Here is a 20109-nt window from a genome sequence, read left to right as displayed (position 1 = left end):
CGAAGCCGCCCTAGTGTGAGGCGAGTTCCATGACTTTGACCTGTGTTGCTTCCTCCCGGGTCAGAAATCCGGTAACGCGACCTTCGTGCATGACCATGATCCGGTCGCTCATTCCGAGGATTTCCGGCATCTCCGAGGAGATCATGATGACAGCGACGCCTTGTTTCGCCATTTCCGTGACAAGACGGTGAATCTCGGCTTTGGCGCCGACATCAATGCCGCGCGTTGGTTCGTCAAGGATCAGTATGCGTGGATTGGTCAGCAGCCAGCGCCCGATCAGGACCTTCTGCTGATTGCCGCCGGAGAGATTCTCGATCCTCTCCTGCAGGCTCGGCGTCTTCACCCTCAGCTTGCGACACATATCCTCACATGCCGCAGCAACAGCCGTTTCATGAACGAAGCCATTACTCACGAACTTATCCTGCAGGACGGCGATCTGCATGTTCTCGAGAACATCGAGGATCAGCAAGCAGCCGGTGTCCTTCCGGTCTTCTGTCAGGAAAGCCATGCGATGACGGATAGCCGTGGTCGGATTGTCGATTGCGACTTCCTTGCCGTCAATCGAGATCGTGCCCGATGTCGCAGGCGTGACACCGAATAAAGTCTCCGCGACGTTGGAACGCCCCGAACCGACCAGACCCGCAACGCCCAGGATTTCGCCGGCACGCACGTCAAATGACACATCGCGGAAGGTGCTTCCGAGCGCCAAACCTTTGACCGAAAGGATGATCTCGCCGAGCGGTACGTCCTCCTTCGGAAACATCTGCGTGATCTCGCGGCCGACCATCATCCGGATGATGTCGTCGCGAGTGACGTCCTTGGAGGAGTGGGTGCCGATATATTTTCCGTCCCGGAAAACCGAAAACTCGTCCGCGATCTCAAAGAGCTCGTTCATCTTGTGAGTGATGTAGACAATGCCGATGCCTTGGCCGCGAAGGCTGCGGATGATCTGGAAGAGGTGGCTGACCTCCCGCTCGGTCAGCGCCGAGGTCGGCTCGTCCATGATCAGGACGTCGGATTCATAGGAAACCGCCTTGGCGATCTCGACCATCTGACGGTTGGCGACGGAGAGTTCCTTGACCGGGGTCTCAGGATCGATTGCTATGTTGAGACGGTGGAACAGCTCCTCCGTCCTGCGGCTCATCTCGCCATGATCGATCAGACCGAACCGGTTCAACGGCTCCCGACGGATCCAGATGTTTTCCGCCACCGTCATGTAAGCCATCAGATTCAGCTCCTGATGGATCATGGCAATTCCGTTTTCCAACGCGTCGAGAGGGGAATCCAGGCGGATATCGACCCCCCTGAGCTGCACGCGTCCCCGGTCTGGCTTGTAGATCCCCGCAAGTATTTTCATCAGCGTCGATTTACCCGCGCCGTTCTCGCCCATCAGCGCATGGACACTGCCACGTTTGAGGCGAAAGGAGACGTCGTCGAGCGCGACGACACCCGGGAATTCCTTGCGGATACCCTCTGCCATCAGCAGGAACTCCGCGTTCGGGATCGCACCGCTTTTGCGTATGGCGGCCATGGTTGCAGGGCTGACGGCCATTTTCGTCTCCTCCTCTCGCAAAAAGCGAAGCATGGGCCACGTCGAAGCACAGCCCATGCAGAACGGATCAGTTCTTGGCGACGAAATCCTTGACGTTTGCGGGCGTGACGAGTTGGAAGGGGATATAGACCTTCTTGTCCACCTCCTCCCCTTTGGCAAGTTTCAGCGCAGCATCCAGCGCACCTTTGCCCTGGCCCGCGGCATCCTGAAAGACGGTCGCATCCAGGTCACCCGCCTGCATGGCGGCAAGCGCGTCCTGGGTGGCGTCGACACCTGCGACGACGACGTCCTTCATGTCCTTGCCGGCGGCCTTCAACGCCTGGATCGCGCCAATCGCCATCTCGTCATTGTTGGAGATCACGGCGTCAAATTCGATCCCACTGGAGAGCCAATTGGTGACAAGATCAGCACCTTGCGTGCGTTGCCAGTTGGCGGTCTGCTCCTCAACGACTTTCATGCCTTTGCATTCATCAGCAGCGACGACGTCATGCACCGCCTTGGTGCGCATACGGGCGCCCTGGTTGGAAAGCTCGCCCATCATGATGACGACATTACCCTTGCCGCCCAGCAGCCGACATACTTCCTTGGTTTCAAGCGTGCCAGCGACAATTTCCTCGGATGCAACGAAAGCCTGCTTGTCAGGCAGACTATCCACATTCACCGGTTCGCGGTTCACGTAGACCAGCGGAATGCCCGCATCCGAAGCAATCTTGGACATGGCCGTGGTGGCATCGGTATCAACCGGGTTGACGATAATCGCATCAACTCCGGCGGCGATGAAGTTCTGGATCTGGCTCTGCTGCTTGGCGACATCGTTCTGCGCATCTTCGACCTGAAGTGTCACACCGTCGAGCGTCTTCGCATAGTCCTGCATGCCACTGCGCAGAACAGTCAGGAAGTTATCGTCGAACAGCGCCATCGAAACACCAATGGTTTCAGCGTGAGCCGCCGTGTTCAGCAAAACCGACAGAGCAGCGCTCAGGAAAAGCTTTTTCATGTGATGTCCTCCTCTGGGGTGTCCGGGCACCCGTCCATCCGGAAACCAGCCCTCCCGGCCGGTTGCATATCCGCATGCCACGCTCCCGACGCAGCAGCAAAACGGAATAAATGAACCGTTACTTTAGAAATGCGGATGATTTATTCCATTTTTCCGACAGCTAGTCAATGATGACAGTTGGAATTCGATTGCTGACGATCGCCCGAGCGGGACGGCAAAAGGACCAATCTGCGCATGCGCGATGCCCTTTCTCGATACCCCGAACCGGAGCACCATCCCATTGCCTCGCATCCACGGAACGTGGCCGATATAAAATTCCTAATTCGTTTATAATTTGGAATTATATATTCCATGCGACATCTTCGAGGCTGCGTTTCCGAAACAATCGCCGAGAATTGTCTTTCCAAGCCTGTTTTTGCATTTGCGAATGCAAACAAAGGGCCGGCTACGGCGAAGACACGCTTCATGAACACACCTTGCTTCCGGCTTCGGTGTTTTATCGGCTGGGTATCCGCTGCAATCCGGCAAACTCATTTCGCTAGGCTGTTGAAAATACTTGGGACGAATAAAAAATTCCAATCTTAATTGACAGAACGGAATTATCTAATAGGTTGTGCCTGCCACTATGAGGGACAAGCGCCGGAACCGGATCATGGAGAAACGAGATAAGCTCTTCATCTTTGATATCGGCGGTGTTTTCGTGAAGCTTGATCCGGCTTCACGTGACCGGGCCATATCGCAGGCCGGGGACACCGATCTCTCATTCCGCTATAGCGATGCTCCGGAGGCAATCTTCCGGGATTTTCGATTGGGGCGATCAACGGAACCCGATTACGTGCGCAAGCTCGCCGACATGTTCGCAGTGTCCTCAGATCGGATTTACGAAGCCGAACATGCATACGTTGCCGAGGGATACGGGGAATTCATAGACTTTGTCCGGCGGCTGCGACGGCACCATCGGGTCGTGTGCCTGAGCAACAATCAGGCCATTCACTGGCGCTACATCAGCGAGAATCTTCTGGGCCGCGACTATTTCGACCATGAATACCTTTCACATGAAATGGGCCTGGAGAAGCCTGACCACATGATTTTTCAGGAAGTGTCACGAACCGAGCGATGCTCCGACAAGGAAGTCGTCTATGTCGATGACATTGAAGAAAATATCATCGCAGCGCGGAAGATCGGATGGCAGCATTGCATCGTGCATCGCGATCCGGTTGAAACGGCGAGAATGCTTGAGGCGCTTGCCGCCGATAAGCCCCTGAACTGAAAAGGACGGAGTTCCGCCATGGCACGGATGACCCTCAATGGCATCAGAAAAAATTTCAACGCTGTCAATGTGCTGCACGGCATCGACCTTGAAATCGCCGACAAGGAATTCATCGTTTTCGTCGGGCCGTCGGGATGTGGAAAGTCGACGCTGCTCAGGCTGATTGCCGGTCTCGACTCGATCAGCGCAGGCGAGTTCCGCGTCGATGACAGGCGCATGAACGAGGTGGCGCCGTCCAGGCGCGGCATTGCCATGGTCTTCCAGTCCTACGCGCTCTATCCGCATATGGATGTCTATGAGAACATGGCTTTCGGCGCGCGCCTGATGGGGCTGAACAAGATCGAGATCGATCGTCGCATCGATGAAGCGTCCAAAATGCTACGGCTCGACCCGCTACTCAAGCGCAAGCCGCGGGAACTCTCCGGCGGGCAGCGCCAGCGCGTCGCGATTGGGCGTGCTCTGGTCAGAAAGCCAAAGGTCTTGCTGCTGGACGAGCCGCTATCCAACCTGGACGCAGCGCTCCGCTCCGATGTGCGGCTTGAAATCGCCAGGCTTCACCGGGAGATCGGCGGCACGACGATCTACGTCACCCATGATCAAGTCGAAGCCATGACGCTGGCCGACCGTATCGTCGTCATGAACAACGGCAAGGTGGAACAGTTCGGCAGCCCGCGGGAACTCTACGAAAGACCTGCGAACACATTCGTTGCGACTTTTATCGGCTCACCGCGCATGGCGCTCCTCAACGTCGAGCGGAGCGGCAATCACCTCGGACTTGCCGGATCGGGCTCCGTTACGCTCGACAGGCTTCCGCCCTCGGATGAGCGGGACCTGGTCATCGGCGTTCGGCCTGACGCGCTCACGGTTTCTACCAGCGAGGCGACCAGCGGTTTCCGGGGTAACGTCGTCTACACCGAATACCTGGGCGACAATACCTATGTCTATGTGAGACTCGGCGACGGCACGCTTGTCAGCGTCCGGTCCTCCGACGGGACAGCTCTCAAGCCCGACGCGCCTGTCGTGGTGAGCGTCGCTCCGGAAGCGGTGCACTATTTCAGCCGGACAACGGGGGAGAGGTTGGCGGCCTGAAACCATGTTCGTCTCCTATAAATATCAAAGAGGAAGGAACCAGATGAAAAAGCTAGTTTTGAGCACGATAGCCGCGCTGGGAGCTTTGGCGACGGCTCTGCCGGCGGCCGCGCAGGAATTGACGTTCTGGAGCTGGCGCCAGGAAGACAAGGCGCAATACGAAAAGTTCATCGATGCATTCGAAGCGAAGAACCCGGGCATCACCGTCAAATTCGAGGCTTTCGAGGCGACCAATTACAACACCATCCTGTCGACGGCGCTCGCCGGCGGGTCGGGTCCAGACGTGATGTTCGCCCGCGCGTATGGCGGCCTTGAGACGGTCGCCAGTGGTGGTTACCTGCTACCCCTCGACAAGGACAACGTGCCTGCTTTAGCGAATTTCGCACCGGCTGCACTCGCTGCCGAGAGCATGCGTTCAGACAAGACGACCTATGCCGTGCCCTTCGCGAGCCAGACCATGCTGGTCATCTACAACAAGGATGTCTTCGAAAAGAACGGCATCAGCGAGCCGCAGACCTGGGACGAACTTGTCCAGGCATCGGAAAAGCTGAAAGCGGCGGGCGTCATGCCGTTCGCAAACGGAACAGCGACTGCCTGGCAGAATGAAGTGGTCGTTGGCGGCATCGCCTCCACGATCATGGGCCGCGCCTTCTATGACGATCTGATGAGCGGCAAGGCCGACTTCACCGACAAGCGCTATGTCGAGGCGCTTACCAAGCTCAAGGAAATCAGCAAATATTTCCCCGACGGCTTCATCGGCCTCGATTATGCCTCCGCGCAGCAGCTCTTTTCTTCGGGCATGGCGGGCATGTTCGTCGGCGGCTCCTACGAACTGTCGAATCTCAAGAAACAAAATCCCGATATCAAGCTCGGCATCTTCGCCACTCCCGGCCTGAAGGCGGAAGACGAAAAGCTCGTCGCGCAGTATTTCGACGGCGGCTATGCCGTCAACGCCAAGACGGCAAACAAGGAAGCAGCGCTCAAGTTCGTGAATTTCCTCGCCAGCCAGGAGTTCGGGCAGATGTTTGCAGACGGCTTGAACAACATCTCGGCCGTGCCGGGTGTTACGTTCAAGAATGAGCTCCTGGGCGAAGTGGCGGAGCTCAACAAGCACTCCATTCCTTATATCATGCTGGTGCATTTCCGTTACGGTGAGCCATCGGGTTCCGTCCTGTTGCAGAGCGAGATCCAGAAACTGCTGAGCGACAAGGCGACCCCGGAAGAGGTCGGCAAGAACCTGACGACCGGGCTTGCCAACTGGTACGCTCCCTTCAAGAAGTGATCCAGATGCAGGGGCAGCAACCGCTGCCCCCTCCTAACATGAAGAGAGTTGTGATGCCCGGATCGCCTCTTATGGCGCGCAGGCTATGGATTTCGGCGCTCATCGTGCCGCCGCTTGCCTTCGTTGCTCTGTTTGTCGTCTATCCTATCGCTTCGGCCTTCGCCTATGCCTTTTTCCAATGGCATGGATTGGCGCGAGGCGAATTTGTTGGCTTCGCAAACTTCTACAAGGTCCTGTTCACGCAGCCTTATATGGAATGGACGGTCAACGCCTTCCTGCACAACGTCCTGGTCTTCTTCGCGCTGATGGTGCTGCAGAACGGCGTCGGCTTCCTGCTTGCCTATTGCCTCTGGCGTGAGTTGCCGGGTGCAGCGTTCCACCGCATCTCCGTCTTTCTTCCCGTAGTGCTCTCGACCATTATCGTCGGCTTCCTGTGGAAGCTCTTCCTCCATCCGCTTTTCGGAGTGGTGAATATCTCGCTTCGCGGTGTCGGGCTTGGCAGCCTTGCCCAGCCCTGGCTCGGGCAGGACTCCACCGCGCTCTGGGCGCTGATCGCTGCCAATGCCTGGCACATGGTGGGCTTTCCGACCTTGGTTTTTCTCGCTGGCATGCAGCGCATTCCAGGTGAAATTCTCGATGCGGTCCGGATGGAGACCGAGAGCGAGTGGGTCAAGATCAGCAAGATCGTCTGGCCGCTGGTTGCGCCGAGCGCGACCGTCGTCTTCACGCTGCTCTTCGTCGGCAGCTTCAACTGGTTCGAACTGCCCTATGTGATGGCAGGCCTCGACGGTTCCCCGCATGGCGCCACCGACGTGCTCGGGCTCTATTTCTATCGGACGGCATTCGGCAACCAGTCAGGCGCAGCGCAGGATTTCGGCGCGGGCAGCGCGCTCGCCGTCCTCATTTTTCTCTTCATTGCCATTGTGGCGGGTTTCATCACGTTCAGGCTGCGCGCCAGAGAGATTCAGATATGAGCGCTGCTTCCGAAAGCTATTACGACCGGCGGGGCGTTCTGTCCGCGCTCGGCCGGGACGGTCTCATTCAGATCATCCTGATCCTGAACACAGTGGTCATGCTTGCCCCCATCGTCATCATGGTCTTTGCAGCGTTCAAGACGAACGCACAGATCTTCCAGTCGCCCTTTTCGATCCCCGATTTTTCCAACGTCACCAATATCGCGAAAATCTGGGCCGAAACCAACTTCTTGAGATATCTCCTCAATTCGGTGATTGTGACGGCCTCGGCGATCGTCATCATCCTGGCTCTCGGCACGATGGCGGCTTATGGGATCGCAAGATACCGGTTCTGGGGCGCAAGCTTCGTGCTGATGTTCTTCCTGGCCGGACTGACGCTGCCGTTGAAGCTTGCCATCATCCCGCTGTTCATTCTCATGCGTGATCTCGGCATCCTGAACACGCAGCTCTCATTGATCCTGATCTACGTCGCGATGGGCCTGCCAACAACGGTCTTCATCATGACCGGCTTCATCCGCACGTTGCCGAACGAGCTCGAAGATGCCGCGCGCATGGATGGCGCGAGCGAGCCGAGGATCATGTGGTCGATCATGCTGCCGCTGGTGCGGCCGGCGCTTGTCATTTCGTGCATTCAGAACGTCGTTCCTATCTGGAACGATTTCTTCTTTCCCTTGATCTTCATCCAGAAGGACAACCTCAAAACGCTTCCTCAGGGGCTTACGACTTTCATGGGCGAGTACACGACTGACTGGGGCGTGCTATTTGCCGGCCTGCTGCTGTCCTCTGCGCCGGTCATCATCGTCTACATCATCATGTCGCGCCAGTTCATCAACGGCATGACAGCAGGCGCGGTGAAGTAGAGCGAGACTCGTCCGGAGCGATGGTGAACGTCGAGGCGGTCCACCCTTCGGCATGGCTACCGCGTACTGCAGCCGAAAAGATGGGTCATGTCCCAACTGCTCTCAGACACAATGCTGACGTTTGCACGAAAATTTGATCACGGGATGCAAGCTCAGGAAGAGAGCGAATAGCCATCCCATGCGTGTTCGCATCCAGAAGACACGGCAGGCCCGCTCGTCCAGAGATAGCCGAAATACCCCACCATCCTTGATGCATATCAAGCATTTCCTTTCCCTGCCTCCCGAATACTAAACTAAAAATGGAAATATTTCCGGCCAATGAAATGTATGTTTAGAAGCTACATTATACCAATCTGATTTTCCATCTAGTGACTTTGACATATGCTCACTTGAGGGTGTATTAGATATTAGATAATTTAAAAAATCTAATTTAACCAGAAAATCAGAAATCTACTCCTTATGGCTGACAGAATAGGAAGCTTTGATAACAAATGAAATCAGGGGGAATCCAACTATGGACGTGGAGCAAGAAAAAAGGACGGGCTCAATAGTTCTGATTGACATTCTTGAGATGCGGCGCGCTTGCCTTCTATCCGCACTCGAGCCTTGGGCGCGTAACGCAGCTTTTGATCTTATATCTTATGCACCCGACGATATTCATAGGTTCAACGATGACTATGGGGACCTCATTCGCCTGGTGATTATCAATATGGGAGGAGCATCACTAAGCGATCACAAGCAACAAGAACTGCTCATGGCAGTAAAAACGGCGTTCAAAGGTCCTTATGCCGTTATTTCGGATAGGCATGATCCAAATGACGCTGTCGTAGTTGCAGGCTTAGGTTTTCAGGCATTTCTGCCTGCAGCTTTGCCTCTTGATATAGTAAAGCGGGCCTTAAGCTTTATCATCCATGGTGGGACTTATTTCCCTCCTGAAGCGTTCCTTGCAAGCCTCTCGGCATCGGTGACCCCCAGCGCCAGTCTGCATCATCGCTCATCTGAAACCTCGGCGACCCTTACACAACGCCAGCGTGAAGTGCTTGAACGTTTACGGTTCGGAAAATCGAACAAGCACATCGCTCGGGAACTGAACATGCAAGAGGCTACGGTGAAGGTTCATGTCCGGCAAATCATGCGAAAACTTGGGGCGACGAACCGAACGCAAGCCGCATTGCTTGCACAATCTACGATGCGTCCTTCAGGCTCGGGTCTTGCTTCCGATCACGTTTTCAATGAAATCCCGCCAGACCTGTTGGGCAGCCTATCGACACAGAAAAGAATGGCCGCAGTGCCGCCCAGGGGTTGAATCCAATCACTGCTTCAGCTCCGTCCCCGGGAACTATCTGAATAAAAGTGCGGAGAGGCCGATTACGGAAATGCGCGCTTCGAAGTTTCGCATCATGGCTTGCGGTAGCGCTTGATTCATCTGTGCGATGTCGTCAAATCCGGAGCCGAAAGCCTCCGAAGATCCATCCGCTCACCAGAGGTGTGAGAAAGCCGCTTTCGAGAAGGCGTTGGCTCGGGACCCGATTGTGAGCCACGAAACCCTCCGTGCCCAGTTCACCTTGACGAAGCAGCAAGAGCAGGCTTGCAGCATAGCCCGAAGCAACGGCGGTCATGGCATTAAAGGGACCGAGAGCGGAATTAGGGCGGAACTTCAGCGACAGTTTCTTAAAAAATTGCGATCAGATCGCGGCACGGATGGATGACATTAACCATCCGTTAACCATAGCGGCGATAGACATGGTCAACGATTTCTTTACGTAGATGACCAAAGTGCTAACAGACGCTCGCTCGATCCGCATCAAGGGCCGCTCTTTCCTGGCTGTCGTACTTTCTCCGGACCTTCCTTTCGATGATTGGCTGGTCCGGCTCGATGATCTGGCCGCGCGTTCGGCAGGCTTCTTCCTGGGACGGCCAGTTGTGCTCGATGTCACCGATCTGCCGATCGACAGGACACAACTGAAGGAACTTCTTGGAGAATTCGCCCAGCGGAATGTCAGTATCATGGGCATAGAGGGCGCCCGCCCGTCGATTCTTGCGCAGGGTATGCCTCCTGCATTGAAAGGCGGCAAACCGGTTTCCGACGAGGCCGTAGCCAAGGAACCGATCATCGAATTGCGCAATAGCCAGAGCAAACCTGGCGCGGCGGAAGTTCGGCCGGCATCGCAGTCCATCATCATTCGGGAGCCGGTGCGTTCGGGCCAGTCGGTCATCTTTCCGGAAGGTGACGTCACGGTCATCGGATCAGTCGCTTCGGGGGCGGAGATCATCGCAGGCGGATCGGTGCATATCTATGGCACCCTGCGCGGCCGGGCGATGGCGGGTTCTGTCGGTAACGCATCCGCGCGCATTTTCTGCCGCAAGCTCGAAGCCGAACTGCTCGCGATCGACGGCGTCTACAAGATGGCGGAAGACATGCCCCCCGGCCTTCGCGGGAAGCCTGTCCAGCTTTGGCTCGAAGGCGACACTATAATGGCAGAGACACTTATCTGAGCCGGAACCCGGCCGGGAAACAGGAGAGAAAGATGGGGAAAGTCATCGTAGTCACGTCAGGCAAGGGCGGGGTTGGCAAGACGACCTCCAGCGCCGCGCTCGGAGCCGCCTTGGCCCAGAGAGGCGAGAAAGTCGCTGTCGTCGACTTTGACGTCGGCCTGCGCAACCTCGACCTGGTCATGGGTGCTGAGCGGCGGGTCGTCTACGATCTGGTCAACGTGATCCAGGGCGAGGCCAAGCTGCCGCAGGCATTGATCCGCGACAAAAGACTCGAGACGCTGTTTCTGCTGCCTGCCTCGCAGACGCGCGACAAGGACGCCCTCACACCCGAAGGCGTCGAGCGCGTCATGGGTGAGCTGAAGCGCTATTTCGACTGGATCATCTGCGACAGCCCGGCTGGGATCGAGCGCGGCGCGACGTTGGCCATGCGCCATGCGGACATGGCGGTTGTCGTGACCAATCCGGAAGTCTCGTCGGTACGCGATTCCGATCGCATCATCGGCCTGCTCGACGCAAAGACGCTTAAGGCGGAACGCGGCGAGCGCATGGAAAAGCACCTGCTGCTCACCCGCTACGATGCCAATCGCGCGGAACGCGGTGACATGCTCAAGGTCGATGACGTCCTGGAAATCCTGTCGATCCCGCTCATCGGCATCATTCCGGAAAGCATGGACGTTCTGCGCGCTTCCAACATCGGCGCACCGGTCACTCTCGCGGATGCGCGCAGTGCGCCGGCCATGGCCTATTTCGACGCCGCCCGCCGCCTTTCCGGCGAGGTGCTGCCGATCACGATTCCCGGCGAAAAACGGGGCATCTTCGGTAAAATTTTCGGAAGGAAAGCTGCATGAGCATTTTCAGTCTCTTCCGCAAGCAGAGGTCGGCACCGATGGCGCGCGAACGCCTGCAGGTGCTTCTCGCCCACGAACGCGCTTCGTCCGGCTCGGATCTGGTGTCGGTGCTTCGCGAGGAAATCCTCGCCGTCATTGCCAAGCACGTGCAGGTCGACAATGACAAGGTACAGGTGAAGATGGATCGCGACGAAAATGTCTCGATCCTGGAGATCGACGTCGAAATCCCACTGGATGCCGCCCAACAGGCGGCTTGAGAGGAGGCGATCCGTTCCGGGCAGCCCAGCGGGTCAGAACTCCACTTCCAGTTCGATGATCTCTTCGGGCTCAGCCAAAGCGCCTTCGGTCCATTCGACCATCAGCGGCCAGGACAGAACGGTTTCCGAATAAGCCGCAAGTTCCGGCTCCAGTTCCACCGCATAGGTGCGAAAACGAGTGCAGACCGGCGCGTACATCGCGTCGGCAACCGTCGGGGCGGCGCCGAACAGCCAGGGGCCGCCACTGGCCTCCATGCATTCGGTCCAGATTGCCTTCACGCGCTCGACATCCGGCCGGGCGCCGGAGAATATCTTGAAACGCTCGTGCCGGGCCTTGAGATTCATGGGCAAGGCCGAGCGGAGATTGTAGAAGCCCGAATGCATCTCGCCCGAGACGGCGCGGCAGCGGGCCCGCACCGCGATGTCTGCAGGCCAGAGCCCCGAATCCGGGGCGATCTCGTTGAGATATTCGGCAATCGCCAATGTGTCCCACACCGTCACATCGCCATGGGTGAGCCGCGGCACGAGAACGGACGGCGAAAGCAGCAGGAGTTCCTGCCGGGCATCTTCATCCAACTCCACCAGAACTTCCTTGAAGTCGAGCCCTGCCATGCGGCACAGGAGCCAGCCGCGCAGGGACCACGAGGAATAGTTCTTCGAGGAGATCGTCAGTGTCGCCTGCGCCATCGGTCTTGTCCCTGTCGAACCATATTGCGTTCCGATGACAATCTTCTCGCATCGCAAGACATATTGCACTAGCATTTTTGCACCGCCGCAATTTCGCGACGGGCGGAACCATGCCCATGTTCTATCAGGCCTACCAGTTCCAGGATGACCTCATCGCCCCAATGCGCGATTTGGCGCACCGCCTGCAAGCGATGTCTTCGACCCTGTTCTGGGGTATTGAAAGCGAGATGGGGCGGCAATGGTCTGCCACGCTCGAGATGATCTCCCGCTTCAGGCTCACGCATGAACGGCCGGATTTCGAGATTTCTTCGGTCTTGATCGGCAATCGGCAGGTCCCGGTCACAATCGAGACCGCGCTGGATATGCCTTTCGGCAAGCTTCTGCATTTTTTAGCGGATGTGGATGCGCCGCGGCCGCGCGTGCTGGTGGTCGCACCGTTGTCCGGCCATTTTTCGACGCTTCTGCGTGGCACGGTGCAGACGTTGCTTCGCGACCACGATGTCTACATAACCGACTGGGTCAATGCCCGCGAGGTATCGCTGTCGGCCGGCCGCTTCGGCATCGACGATTATACGGATTATCTCATCCGTTTCCTCGAAGAGATCGGGCCGGGCGGGCACATCCTTGCCGTCTGCCAGCCCTGTGTTCAGGCGCTGGCTGCCGTGGCGGTCATGTCGGAGGACCGCCATCCGGCAACGCCGCGCACCATGACCTTGATGGCCGGGCCGATCGATCCGCGCGAGAGCCCGACAAAGGTCAACGAACTCGCTCTCGGGAAACCTCTCTCATGGTTCGAGACATCGCTGCTCAGCGGCGTTCCCCCGGGTTTTCCGGGTCAGGGACGAAGAGTCTATCCCGGATTTCTTCAACTCGTGGCGTTCATGAGCATGAACATGGAGCGCCATCGGGAATCCCATCGCAAGCTTTACCGTCATCTCGCCAAGGGGGAAACGGCGGAGGCTGACAAGATCAAGACATTCTATGACGAATATTTCGCAGTGCTCGACCTCGCCGCCGAATTCTACATAGAGACGATCGATCGCGTCTTCCAGAAAGCCGAACTAGCGACGGGTAGCTTTACCCATCACGGCCGAAAGGTCGATCCGGGGCAGATCCGCAATACCGCATTGCTCACGGTCGAGGGAGGCCGCGACGATATCTGCGGGCTTGGCCAGACCTCCGCGGCACATGATCTCTGCCGTTCCTTGCGGCCGCATCTGAGACGCCATCATCTCCAGGCCAATGTGGGCCATTATGGTGTGTTCAGCGGGCGCCGCTGGGAAGCGGAAATCTATCCGGTCGTCCGCAACATGATCCTCGCCATGGAATAGCTCCGCGTCCCAAGAACGCTTGGACTGCTTGCATACGATCGCTCTTCTGCTGTATGCAATAAGCGGGCAGGAGATAAGAGATGAGCCGCAGAGAACCAGTTTTTGGGTGGTGGGACGCTCCTCCGTTCATCGGCGAGCTGATCCAGTCATTGTCCGGCCGCGGCAAGGCCCTATTCGGGTTTTCCTCGCAGCCGGTGCAGAGCCGCGACCTGACGGGCCTTGCCGAGATGATCCTGTCGCGGCGCGGCGAGGTATCCGGCGCGATACTGGCGGAAGCCTTTCTTGAAGCCTATCGGCAGGCGAGCGTCGTGGAGCGGGAGACTTTCATGCGCACCTTGCTGGAGCGGTTCGGCCCCGACCAAGGTATTCTGGACGCGGCGGTCGCCGCCTACCAGGCCGAGCCGAGCGCAAAGACAATCGCTCGGCTGCATGAGGCTGCCGAACCGCGCCGGCAGGAGCTCTTTCGTCGCATCAATTTCGCCAGGCGCGGCACGACGACGCTCGTCGAGATGCGCGAACACCTGATGGACATGCTCGGCAAGGAGCCAGCGCTGCAGCCGGTCGACGTCGACTTTTGCCACCTTTTCTCCTCATGGTTCAATCGGGGTTTCCTGATGCTGCGATCGATCGACTGGAGCACGCCCGCCAATATCCTGGAGGCGCTGATCCGTTACGAGGCCGTGCACGATATCGACGGCTGGGACGACCTGCGGCGGCGGCTGGCACCGCCCGATCGCCGCTGCTTCGGCTTCTTCCACCCGCAATTGGAGGACGAGCCGCTGATCTTCGTGGAAGTGGCGCTGACCGACCACCTCGCATCGTCCGTCGACGCGCTGCTGGCGCGGGATCGCGAGCCGATGGACCCGAAGGATGCGACGACGGCGGTCTTCTATTCGATCTCCAACTGCCAACGCGGCCTGACCGGCATTTCGCTCGGCAACTTCCTCATCAAACAGGTGGTGAACGACCTGAAGCGCGACCTGCCGAAGCTCGAGAATTTCGTAACGCTTTCGCCCATTCCGGGCTTTGGTGCATGGCTGCGCGACGAAACTCGTGCCGAGGACAGCGAGGAGGTCGCCGCAGAGAAAAAGCTACTCGTCGCCCGATTGGAAGGCGATTGGCCTTTGCTCGACGAGCGTGAGCTCGACGCTATTCGCCGAGGCATGCTGCCACTCGGAGCGCATTATCTGCTGAACGTCCGGCGGAAGAACGGGCGGCCGGTGGACCCGGTGGCACGCTTTCATCTCGGCAACGGTGCGCAGGTCGACAGGCTCAATTTCCTCGGCGACCGTTCACCCAAAGGCATGCGCCAGTCCTATGGCCTGATGGTCAACTACCGCTACCGGCTCGGCGAAATCGAGAAGAATCATGAAGCTTATGCCGAGAACGGCCATATCGCGGCGATGCCGGCGCTGCGGAAACTGGCCCAACCGGTATCGCAGGAGGTATATTGATGGCTGGCAATCTCTACGACGCGCTGCTTGGTGGGACCGAGGGGGAGGATCGGCTGCTTCTCAGGGACGAGACAGTCGGCACCATGAGCTATGGTGCCTTCACCGAGGAATGCGCCCGAATGGCTGGCGCGCTGCTGGAAGCCGGTCTCCAGCCGGGCGACCGCGTTGCCGTACAGGCCGAAAAATCCGTCGCGGCGCTCGCGCTTTATCTCGCGACTGTCAGGGCCGGCGGCATCTATCTGCCGCTCAACATCGCCTATACCCCGGCGGAAATCGAATATTTCCTGAACGATGCCGAACCGGCGATCTTCGTCTGCGATCCGGCGAAACTTCCGGCGCTGGCGCCAATCGCTAGCGCTGCCGGCGCCAAGGTGCTGACGCTTGACGCCGCGGGCAAGGGAACGCTTGCCGATGCGGCAGCCGTTGCCAGACCGATAACCGAAACCTCATCGCGCGGCGGCAGCGACATCGCCGCGATCCTTTACACTTCGGGCACGACGGGACGCTCCAAAGGGGCAATGCTTTCGCACGACAACCTGCTTTCGAACGCGCACTCGCTGGTGGAAAGCTGGCGTTTTACAGACAAGGACGTGCTGATCCACGCGCTGCCGATCTTCCACACCCACGGGCTTTTCGTTGCGACCAACGTGGTGCTCGCTTCGCGGGCTTCGATGATCTTCCAGGCGAAATTCGATCCGAACAAGATCATGGAAGCAATGCCGCAGGCGACTTGCCTGATGGGCGTGCCGACATTCTACACCCGTCTCCTGCAGCATCCCGGCCTTGACCGGCAAAACACCGCGCATATGCGCCTTTTCGTTTCCGGTTCTGCGCCGCTGCTGGCCGAGACCCACAGGGAATGGCAGGAACGCACCGGCCACGCGATCCTGGAACGCTATGGCATGACCGAGACCAACATGAATACGTCGAACCCCTATGACGGCCGACGCATTGCCGGCACTGTGGGCCTTCCGCTGCCAGGGGTCGAAGTCCGCGTCACTGATCCGGAGACCGGCGCACTGCTGCGCACCGAGGAAATTGGCATGATCGAGGTGCGCGGCCCGAACGTGTTCCAGGGCTATTGGCGCATGCCGGAAAAGACGGCTGCCGAATTCCGCGAGGACGGGTTCTTCATCACTGGCGACCTCGGCAAGATGGATGAGGACGGCTACGTGCACATCGTCGGCCGCGGCAAGGACCTCATCATCACTGGCGGCTACAATGTATACCCGAAAGAGGTCGAAATGGAGATCGACGCCATGCCGGGTGTCAACGAAAGCGCTGTTTTCGGCGTCAGACATCCCGATTTCGGCGAAGGAATCATCGCCGCTGTGGTGCTGAAACCGGGCACCGAACTCACGGAGCAGCAAGTCATCAAAGCGCTCAACAGCCGGCTGGCAGCCTACAAACGCCCGAAAAAAGTAGCTTTCGTGCCCGAGCTACCGCGCAACACCATGGGCAAGGTCCAGAAGAATATACTTCGCGACCAGTTCGCCGGTACTTTCGAGCCCGCGACAGCCGCAAAATAAGCCTGCCTGATTTTAGGGCTTGACGGATAATGTATACGCGTAGACTATAGATTGCATACGAGCAGGTCATTTCGGGGAGGAAGTGGAATGCTGCAGCAGGGCAAGCCGGAGAGCGGCCAACCGCTTATCACCGTCCACAATCCGATGGGTTATCCGCCGAAGGTGAGCCGCAAGCAGCCGGCCGCCCGGCCCGCCAGTCTCGACGGGAAAGTCGTCTATCTCATCGACAGCCGTTTCGACGATTCCGTCGAGCTATTGAAACAGGTCAAGGCCTGGTTTGCCCGGAACATGCCCTCCGTGGAATTGCGCATCCGACAGCTCGCCAGCACCTACGCCAAAGATGATCCGGCCCTCTGGGAAGAGATAAAGGCGAACGGCCATGCAGCGATCATCGGCGTCGGCCATTGCAGCACCTGCGCGCCCGCCGTCACCACCCATGCGATAACACTGGAAACCAAATACGGGGTTCCGACCGCGGCAATCCATACGGACAAGTTCGACAAGGTCGTGCGCTCGGTCGCCAAGATGGGCGGGCTGTCGCAACAGCCGCTGGTTTTCGTGCCGCAGCCGGTCATGGGCAAGACGCCGGAAGAGCTGTGCGCCTATGTGGAAGGCATTGACCCGGTCAACGGCAAGCCGGTCATGCAGGAAATCATCGAGGCGCTGACGATTGGCCTCGCCGCCGGCGCAGAGGACGGGCATTTCGAGCGCAGCACGCCGCGATATGTGGAGTCCGACACCGAGGACAATCTCCACGCCTCCTTCCTGCGCAACAACTGGACGGACAAGCTGCCGATCATACTGCCGACGGATGCCCGCGTCGCAGATATGCTCGCCGGCACCTTCCGCAAGCCCGATGAGGTGGTCGGGCACATGCAGCCGACGACCAATCGCGGCCTGTGGGAATACACGGTCGAGAAAGTGGCGGTGAACGCCGTCATGGCCGGCGCGTCGCCGGAATATTTCCCGGTCATCCTGGCACTGGCGGCAGCGCAGGTCACTGCCCGTGGATCGACCTCCAGCTCGGCAGCCGCGATGGCGGTCGTCAACGGGCCGATCCGCGGTGAAATCGGCATGAACTGCGGCGTCGGTGCGCTCGGTCCCTATAATCATGCGAACGCCACGATCGGCCGCGCCTTTGGGCTCCTGTCGCAGAACCTTCAGGGCGGCTCGGTTCCGGGCGAGACCTTCATGGGATCGCTCGGCAACAACTATACCTACAACAACCTGACATTCGCAGAGAACGAGGAGCGAAGCCCCTGGGAGCCGCTCCATGTCCAGAAGGGTTTCGATGCGAAGACGAGCACGGTCAGCCTCTTCCACGGTTGCCGCTCGACGACCTTCAGCCTGGGACTGCGCAAGGAATACTGGCGCGAACATGTACGAGACATGCTGCTTGGCACGGACGCGATCACCGCGCCGACCCTCGTGCTCGATCCGATCTGCGCCCGGCAGTTCATCGATCGCGGCGGGTTCGTGAAGAAGCAAGATCTGCTGAACTTCATCTGGGAAACGGCGCAGATGCCTGCCGGCCGATACTGGGACCTGCAACTGGTACAGAACTACATCTATCCGCGCGCCACTTTCGGCGAAGAGCCAATGGCAGGCAAGCTGAAGGCGGACAGGGATGAACTCATCCATATCTTCCGCGAGCAGGATATCAACGTCGTGGTCGTGGGCGGCGAGTCCAACGGCTACTGGCAGATTTACGGCGCGCATTACCGCACCACCGTTTCCGTGGACGACTGGCGATGACCATGGATGCGAACGATTACGACATTGCGATCATCGGCGCCGGCGTGGCGGGGCTCAATGCGGCAATCACGGCTGCACGGCACGGCGCGCGCGCGATCGTCATCGACAGGCTCGGCGCCGGTGGCCAGGTAATCAATGTCGATCGCATCGACAATTTTCCGGGTCCGTCGGAAGGCATGTCCGGTTTCGAGCTCGGCCCGATGCTGCAGATGCAGGCCGACGAAGCCGGCGTCGAATTCGCACTCGACACGATCAGAAGCGTCTCGAAGACAGACAGCGGTTTTCGCGTCGCTGGTGCTGACCTGAATCTCACCGCGAGCGCGGTAATCGTCGCCGCGGGTTCCGCCAAACGCACGCTTGGCATTCCGGGTGAAGCGGAATTCGAAGGGCGCGGCGTTTCCCATTGCGCCTCCTGCGATGGCCCCCTGATGCGTGGCAAGGAGGTCTGCATCGTCGGCGGCGGGGATTCGGCGCTCGATGAGGCCCTGGCGCTTTCGGCTCATGCCTCGCGTGTAACCGTCATCCATCGCGGCCCACGGCTGAAGGCCATTGCCGCGTTGCAGACGAAAGTCCATGAGGCGGCGAATATCGATATCAGGCTCAATACGGTCGTACAGGCGATCCGTGGCGAGGGTGGCGTCACCGCGCTTTCCGCCCGCGATTTTTCAACGGGAGCGGAAAGTGAAATCCCATGCCACGGCGTCTTCATCTATGTCGGGCTGGAACCCCATACGGCCTTCCTCGGCGATATCGTCACGCTTGCGGCGGATGGCCGGATCGTCGTCGATCTCGATATGCAGACATCGGTACCAGGCATCTTCGCGGCGGGTGACATCCGCGCCCGCTCGGTCGCACATCTGGCGGCTTCAGCGGGCGACGGGGTAACGGCGGCAATTTCCGCAGTGCGCCACCTTGCAGCGGACGGCATCGAGCAACCGGCGAAACATTACGCGTCGGCGGGATAGGATATCCATGAACGTGCAGCTCAAAGGCAAACAGGGCAAACCGAGCGTTCGCGATGCGATCGAACAGGATATCGTCACCGGCTTCTATTCGCCCGGCGACAGGCTCGATGAAGCGGGCCTTGCGGCCCGTCATCAGGTCTCCCGCACACCCGTTCGCGAGGCGCTGATCCAGCTCAGCACCATGGGACTCGTGAAGATGGTGCCCAATCGCGGGGCTTTCGTTACCCAACTTACCGTCACCGAACTGGTCGAAATGTTCGAGGTGATGGGCGAGCTTGAAGCCATGTGCGCGCGGCTTGCGGCGCGGCGCATCCGGCCGGAGCAACTGAAGCTGCTGGAAGAGGCGCAACAGGCCTGCGCCAGTGCCCAGCAGGCGGGCAATTCGGACGACTATTATTACGCCAATGCGGAATTCCACCGGCTGATCTACGAAGCAAGCGGCAACGGGTTCCTCGCGGAAAGCGCCCATGCACTGCAGCGGCGGCTGAAACCTTACCGGCGCCTGCAATTGCGGGTGCCAGGACGCGTCAACAGTTCGCTTGCCGAGCACGAGGAGGTGCTTGCGGCGATCTGTGCCCGCGATGACGCCCGTGCCCGTGATGCGATGCGTGCTCATGTGGTCATCCAAGGCGAATATTTCAGCGATTTCCTGGCGCTCATGCGCCCGGTGGAACGCCAGCTCATACCTGGAGAATGACGGGAGCGAAATCTCCGGGTCGGGGATGGCAAGGAAGGAACGCATGAACCTTTAGGCTCGGGAGGG

General features: G+C 58.8%; 18 protein-coding genes. 15 read left to right on the top strand and 3 right to left on the bottom strand.

Annotated elements, in window-relative coordinates:
• Positions 1–10 precede the first annotated feature (10 nt).
• Together QEO92_RS24410 and QEO92_RS24405 are read right to left on the bottom strand one after the other, a co-directional pair.
• Entirely contained in the window at positions 11–1552 is a 1542-nt protein-coding gene (locus tag QEO92_RS24410; protein WP_227704728.1) for a sugar ABC transporter ATP-binding protein, read from the bottom strand.
• A gap of 67 nt (positions 1553–1619) precedes the next feature.
• Positions 1620–2549 carry a sugar ABC transporter substrate-binding protein gene (locus QEO92_RS24405; RefSeq protein ID WP_227704727.1) on the bottom strand — a complete coding sequence of 310 codons (930 nt, stop codon included), beginning with the start codon at positions 2547–2549 and terminating at the stop codon, positions 1620–1622.
• Between the two features lie 700 nt (positions 2550–3249).
• Here QEO92_RS24405 and QEO92_RS24400 point away from each other — a divergent pair.
• From QEO92_RS24400 to minE, 9 genes are all read left to right on the top strand, one after another.
• Entirely contained in the window at positions 3250–3819 is a 570-nt protein-coding gene (locus tag QEO92_RS24400) for an HAD-IA family hydrolase (protein ID WP_227704726.1), read from the top strand.
• A gap of 18 nt (positions 3820–3837) precedes the next feature.
• The gene (locus QEO92_RS24395) at positions 3838–4908 is read left to right on the top strand and encodes an ABC transporter ATP-binding protein (RefSeq protein WP_280107479.1); all 1071 of its coding nucleotides are present in this window, start codon (positions 3838–3840) and stop codon (positions 4906–4908) included.
• Between the two features lie 43 nt (positions 4909–4951).
• Positions 4952–6190, top strand: a complete 1239-nt coding sequence (locus tag QEO92_RS24390) for an extracellular solute-binding protein (RefSeq protein ID WP_227704725.1) — start codon at positions 4952–4954, stop codon at positions 6188–6190.
• Between the two features lie 53 nt (positions 6191–6243).
• Positions 6244–7164 (top strand): carbohydrate ABC transporter permease, encoded by a 921-nt coding sequence (locus tag QEO92_RS24385; RefSeq protein ID WP_037152132.1) that lies wholly within the window; start codon positions 6244–6246, stop codon positions 7162–7164.
• Entirely contained in the window at positions 7161–8024 is an 864-nt protein-coding gene (locus QEO92_RS24380) for a carbohydrate ABC transporter permease (RefSeq protein WP_037152130.1), read from the top strand. The genes QEO92_RS24385 and QEO92_RS24380 overlap by 4 nt, the downstream gene beginning before the upstream one ends.
• 514 nt (positions 8025–8538) lie before the next feature.
• Positions 8539–9330: a helix-turn-helix transcriptional regulator gene (locus tag QEO92_RS24375; RefSeq protein ID WP_227704724.1), complete on the top strand. Its 792-nt coding sequence runs from the start codon at positions 8539–8541 to the stop codon at positions 9328–9330.
• A gap of 461 nt (positions 9331–9791) precedes the next feature.
• Entirely contained in the window at positions 9792–10520 is a 729-nt protein-coding gene (gene minC, locus QEO92_RS24370; RefSeq protein WP_227704723.1) for a septum site-determining protein MinC, read from the top strand.
• 32 nt (positions 10521–10552) lie between these two features.
• On the top strand, positions 10553–11368 hold the full coding sequence (gene minD / locus QEO92_RS24365) for a septum site-determining protein MinD (protein WP_037152121.1): 816 nt from the start codon (positions 10553–10555) through the stop codon (positions 11366–11368).
• Positions 11365–11625, top strand: coding sequence for a cell division topological specificity factor MinE (minE, locus tag QEO92_RS24360; RefSeq protein WP_037152119.1), 261 nt, complete (start codon positions 11365–11367; stop codon positions 11623–11625). Before minD ends, minE begins: the two co-directional genes overlap by 4 nt.
• Before the next feature lie 33 nt (positions 11626–11658).
• Here minE and QEO92_RS24355 read toward each other — a convergent pair whose 3' ends face one another.
• A complete protein-coding gene (locus QEO92_RS24355; protein ID WP_227704722.1) occupies positions 11659–12312 on the bottom strand; it encodes a glutathione S-transferase in 654 nt (217 codons plus the stop codon).
• Between the two features lie 116 nt (positions 12313–12428).
• On the opposite strand from QEO92_RS24355, the gene QEO92_RS24350 reads away from it, so the two are divergent.
• From QEO92_RS24350 to QEO92_RS24325, 6 genes are all read left to right on the top strand, one after another.
• Positions 12429–13643: a polyhydroxyalkanoate depolymerase gene (locus QEO92_RS24350; protein WP_227705255.1), complete on the top strand. Its 1215-nt coding sequence runs from the start codon at positions 12429–12431 to the stop codon at positions 13641–13643.
• An 80-nt stretch (positions 13644–13723) separates the two neighbouring features.
• Positions 13724–15097 carry a malonyl-CoA decarboxylase gene (locus QEO92_RS24345; RefSeq protein WP_227704721.1) on the top strand — a complete coding sequence of 458 codons (1374 nt, stop codon included), beginning with the start codon at positions 13724–13726 and terminating at the stop codon, positions 15095–15097.
• Positions 15097–16626 (top strand): malonate--CoA ligase, encoded by a 1530-nt coding sequence (locus QEO92_RS24340; protein WP_037152110.1) that lies wholly within the window; start codon positions 15097–15099, stop codon positions 16624–16626. Before QEO92_RS24345 ends, QEO92_RS24340 begins: the two co-directional genes overlap by 1 nt.
• Positions 16627–16713: 87 nt before the next feature.
• Positions 16714–18381, top strand: coding sequence for a UGSC family (seleno)protein (locus QEO92_RS24335; protein ID WP_227704719.1), 1668 nt, complete (start codon positions 16714–16716; stop codon positions 18379–18381).
• Between the two features lie 2 nt (positions 18382–18383).
• The gene (locus tag QEO92_RS24330; protein ID WP_227704717.1) at positions 18384–19346 is read left to right on the top strand and encodes an NAD(P)/FAD-dependent oxidoreductase; all 963 of its coding nucleotides are present in this window, start codon (positions 18384–18386) and stop codon (positions 19344–19346) included.
• Between the two features lie 7 nt (positions 19347–19353).
• On the top strand, positions 19354–20043 hold the full coding sequence (locus QEO92_RS24325; protein WP_037152104.1) for a GntR family transcriptional regulator: 690 nt from the start codon (positions 19354–19356) through the stop codon (positions 20041–20043).
• Positions 20044–20109: the final 66 nt, after the last annotated feature.

This window comes from Neorhizobium petrolearium, from assembly GCF_029854435.1.
Taxonomy (GTDB): domain Bacteria; phylum Pseudomonadota; class Alphaproteobacteria; order Rhizobiales; family Rhizobiaceae; genus Neorhizobium; species Neorhizobium petrolearium.
The sequence above is the reverse complement of the archived record's forward strand: the minus strand, read 5'-3'. Positions and strand labels throughout refer to the sequence as shown.

Excerpts from the sequence above, each read along its gene's own strand:
- QEO92_RS24410 (WP_227704728.1), bottom strand. The coding sequence starts at position 1,552 with ATGGCCGTCAGCCCTGCAACCATGGCCGCCATACGCAAAAGCGGTGCG.
- QEO92_RS24405 (WP_227704727.1), bottom strand. The coding sequence starts at position 2,549 with ATGAAAAAGCTTTTCCTGAGCGCTGCTCTGTCGGTTTTGCTGAACACG.
- QEO92_RS24395 (WP_280107479.1), top strand. The coding sequence starts at position 3,838 with ATGGCACGGATGACCCTCAATGGCATCAGAAAAAATTTCAACGCTGTC.
- QEO92_RS24390 (WP_227704725.1), top strand. The coding sequence starts at position 4,952 with ATGAAAAAGCTAGTTTTGAGCACGATAGCCGCGCTGGGAGCTTTGGCG.
- QEO92_RS24385 (WP_037152132.1), top strand. The coding sequence starts at position 6,244 with ATGCCCGGATCGCCTCTTATGGCGCGCAGGCTATGGATTTCGGCGCTC.
- QEO92_RS24380 (WP_037152130.1), top strand. The coding sequence starts at position 7,161 with ATGAGCGCTGCTTCCGAAAGCTATTACGACCGGCGGGGCGTTCTGTCC.
- QEO92_RS24375 (WP_227704724.1), top strand. The coding sequence starts at position 8,539 with ATGGACGTGGAGCAAGAAAAAAGGACGGGCTCAATAGTTCTGATTGAC.
- minC (WP_227704723.1), top strand. The coding sequence starts at position 9,792 with ATGACCAAAGTGCTAACAGACGCTCGCTCGATCCGCATCAAGGGCCGC.
- minD (WP_037152121.1), top strand. The coding sequence starts at position 10,553 with ATGGGGAAAGTCATCGTAGTCACGTCAGGCAAGGGCGGGGTTGGCAAG.
- minE (WP_037152119.1), top strand. The coding sequence starts at position 11,365 with ATGAGCATTTTCAGTCTCTTCCGCAAGCAGAGGTCGGCACCGATGGCG.
- QEO92_RS24355 (WP_227704722.1), bottom strand. The coding sequence starts at position 12,312 with ATGGCGCAGGCGACACTGACGATCTCCTCGAAGAACTATTCCTCGTGG.
- QEO92_RS24350 (WP_227705255.1), top strand. The coding sequence starts at position 12,429 with ATGTTCTATCAGGCCTACCAGTTCCAGGATGACCTCATCGCCCCAATG.
- QEO92_RS24345 (WP_227704721.1), top strand. The coding sequence starts at position 13,724 with ATGAGCCGCAGAGAACCAGTTTTTGGGTGGTGGGACGCTCCTCCGTTC.
- QEO92_RS24340 (WP_037152110.1), top strand. The coding sequence starts at position 15,097 with ATGGCTGGCAATCTCTACGACGCGCTGCTTGGTGGGACCGAGGGGGAG.
- QEO92_RS24335 (WP_227704719.1), top strand. The coding sequence starts at position 16,714 with ATGCTGCAGCAGGGCAAGCCGGAGAGCGGCCAACCGCTTATCACCGTC.
- QEO92_RS24330 (WP_227704717.1), top strand. The coding sequence starts at position 18,384 with ATGGATGCGAACGATTACGACATTGCGATCATCGGCGCCGGCGTGGCG.
- QEO92_RS24325 (WP_037152104.1), top strand. The coding sequence starts at position 19,354 with ATGAACGTGCAGCTCAAAGGCAAACAGGGCAAACCGAGCGTTCGCGAT.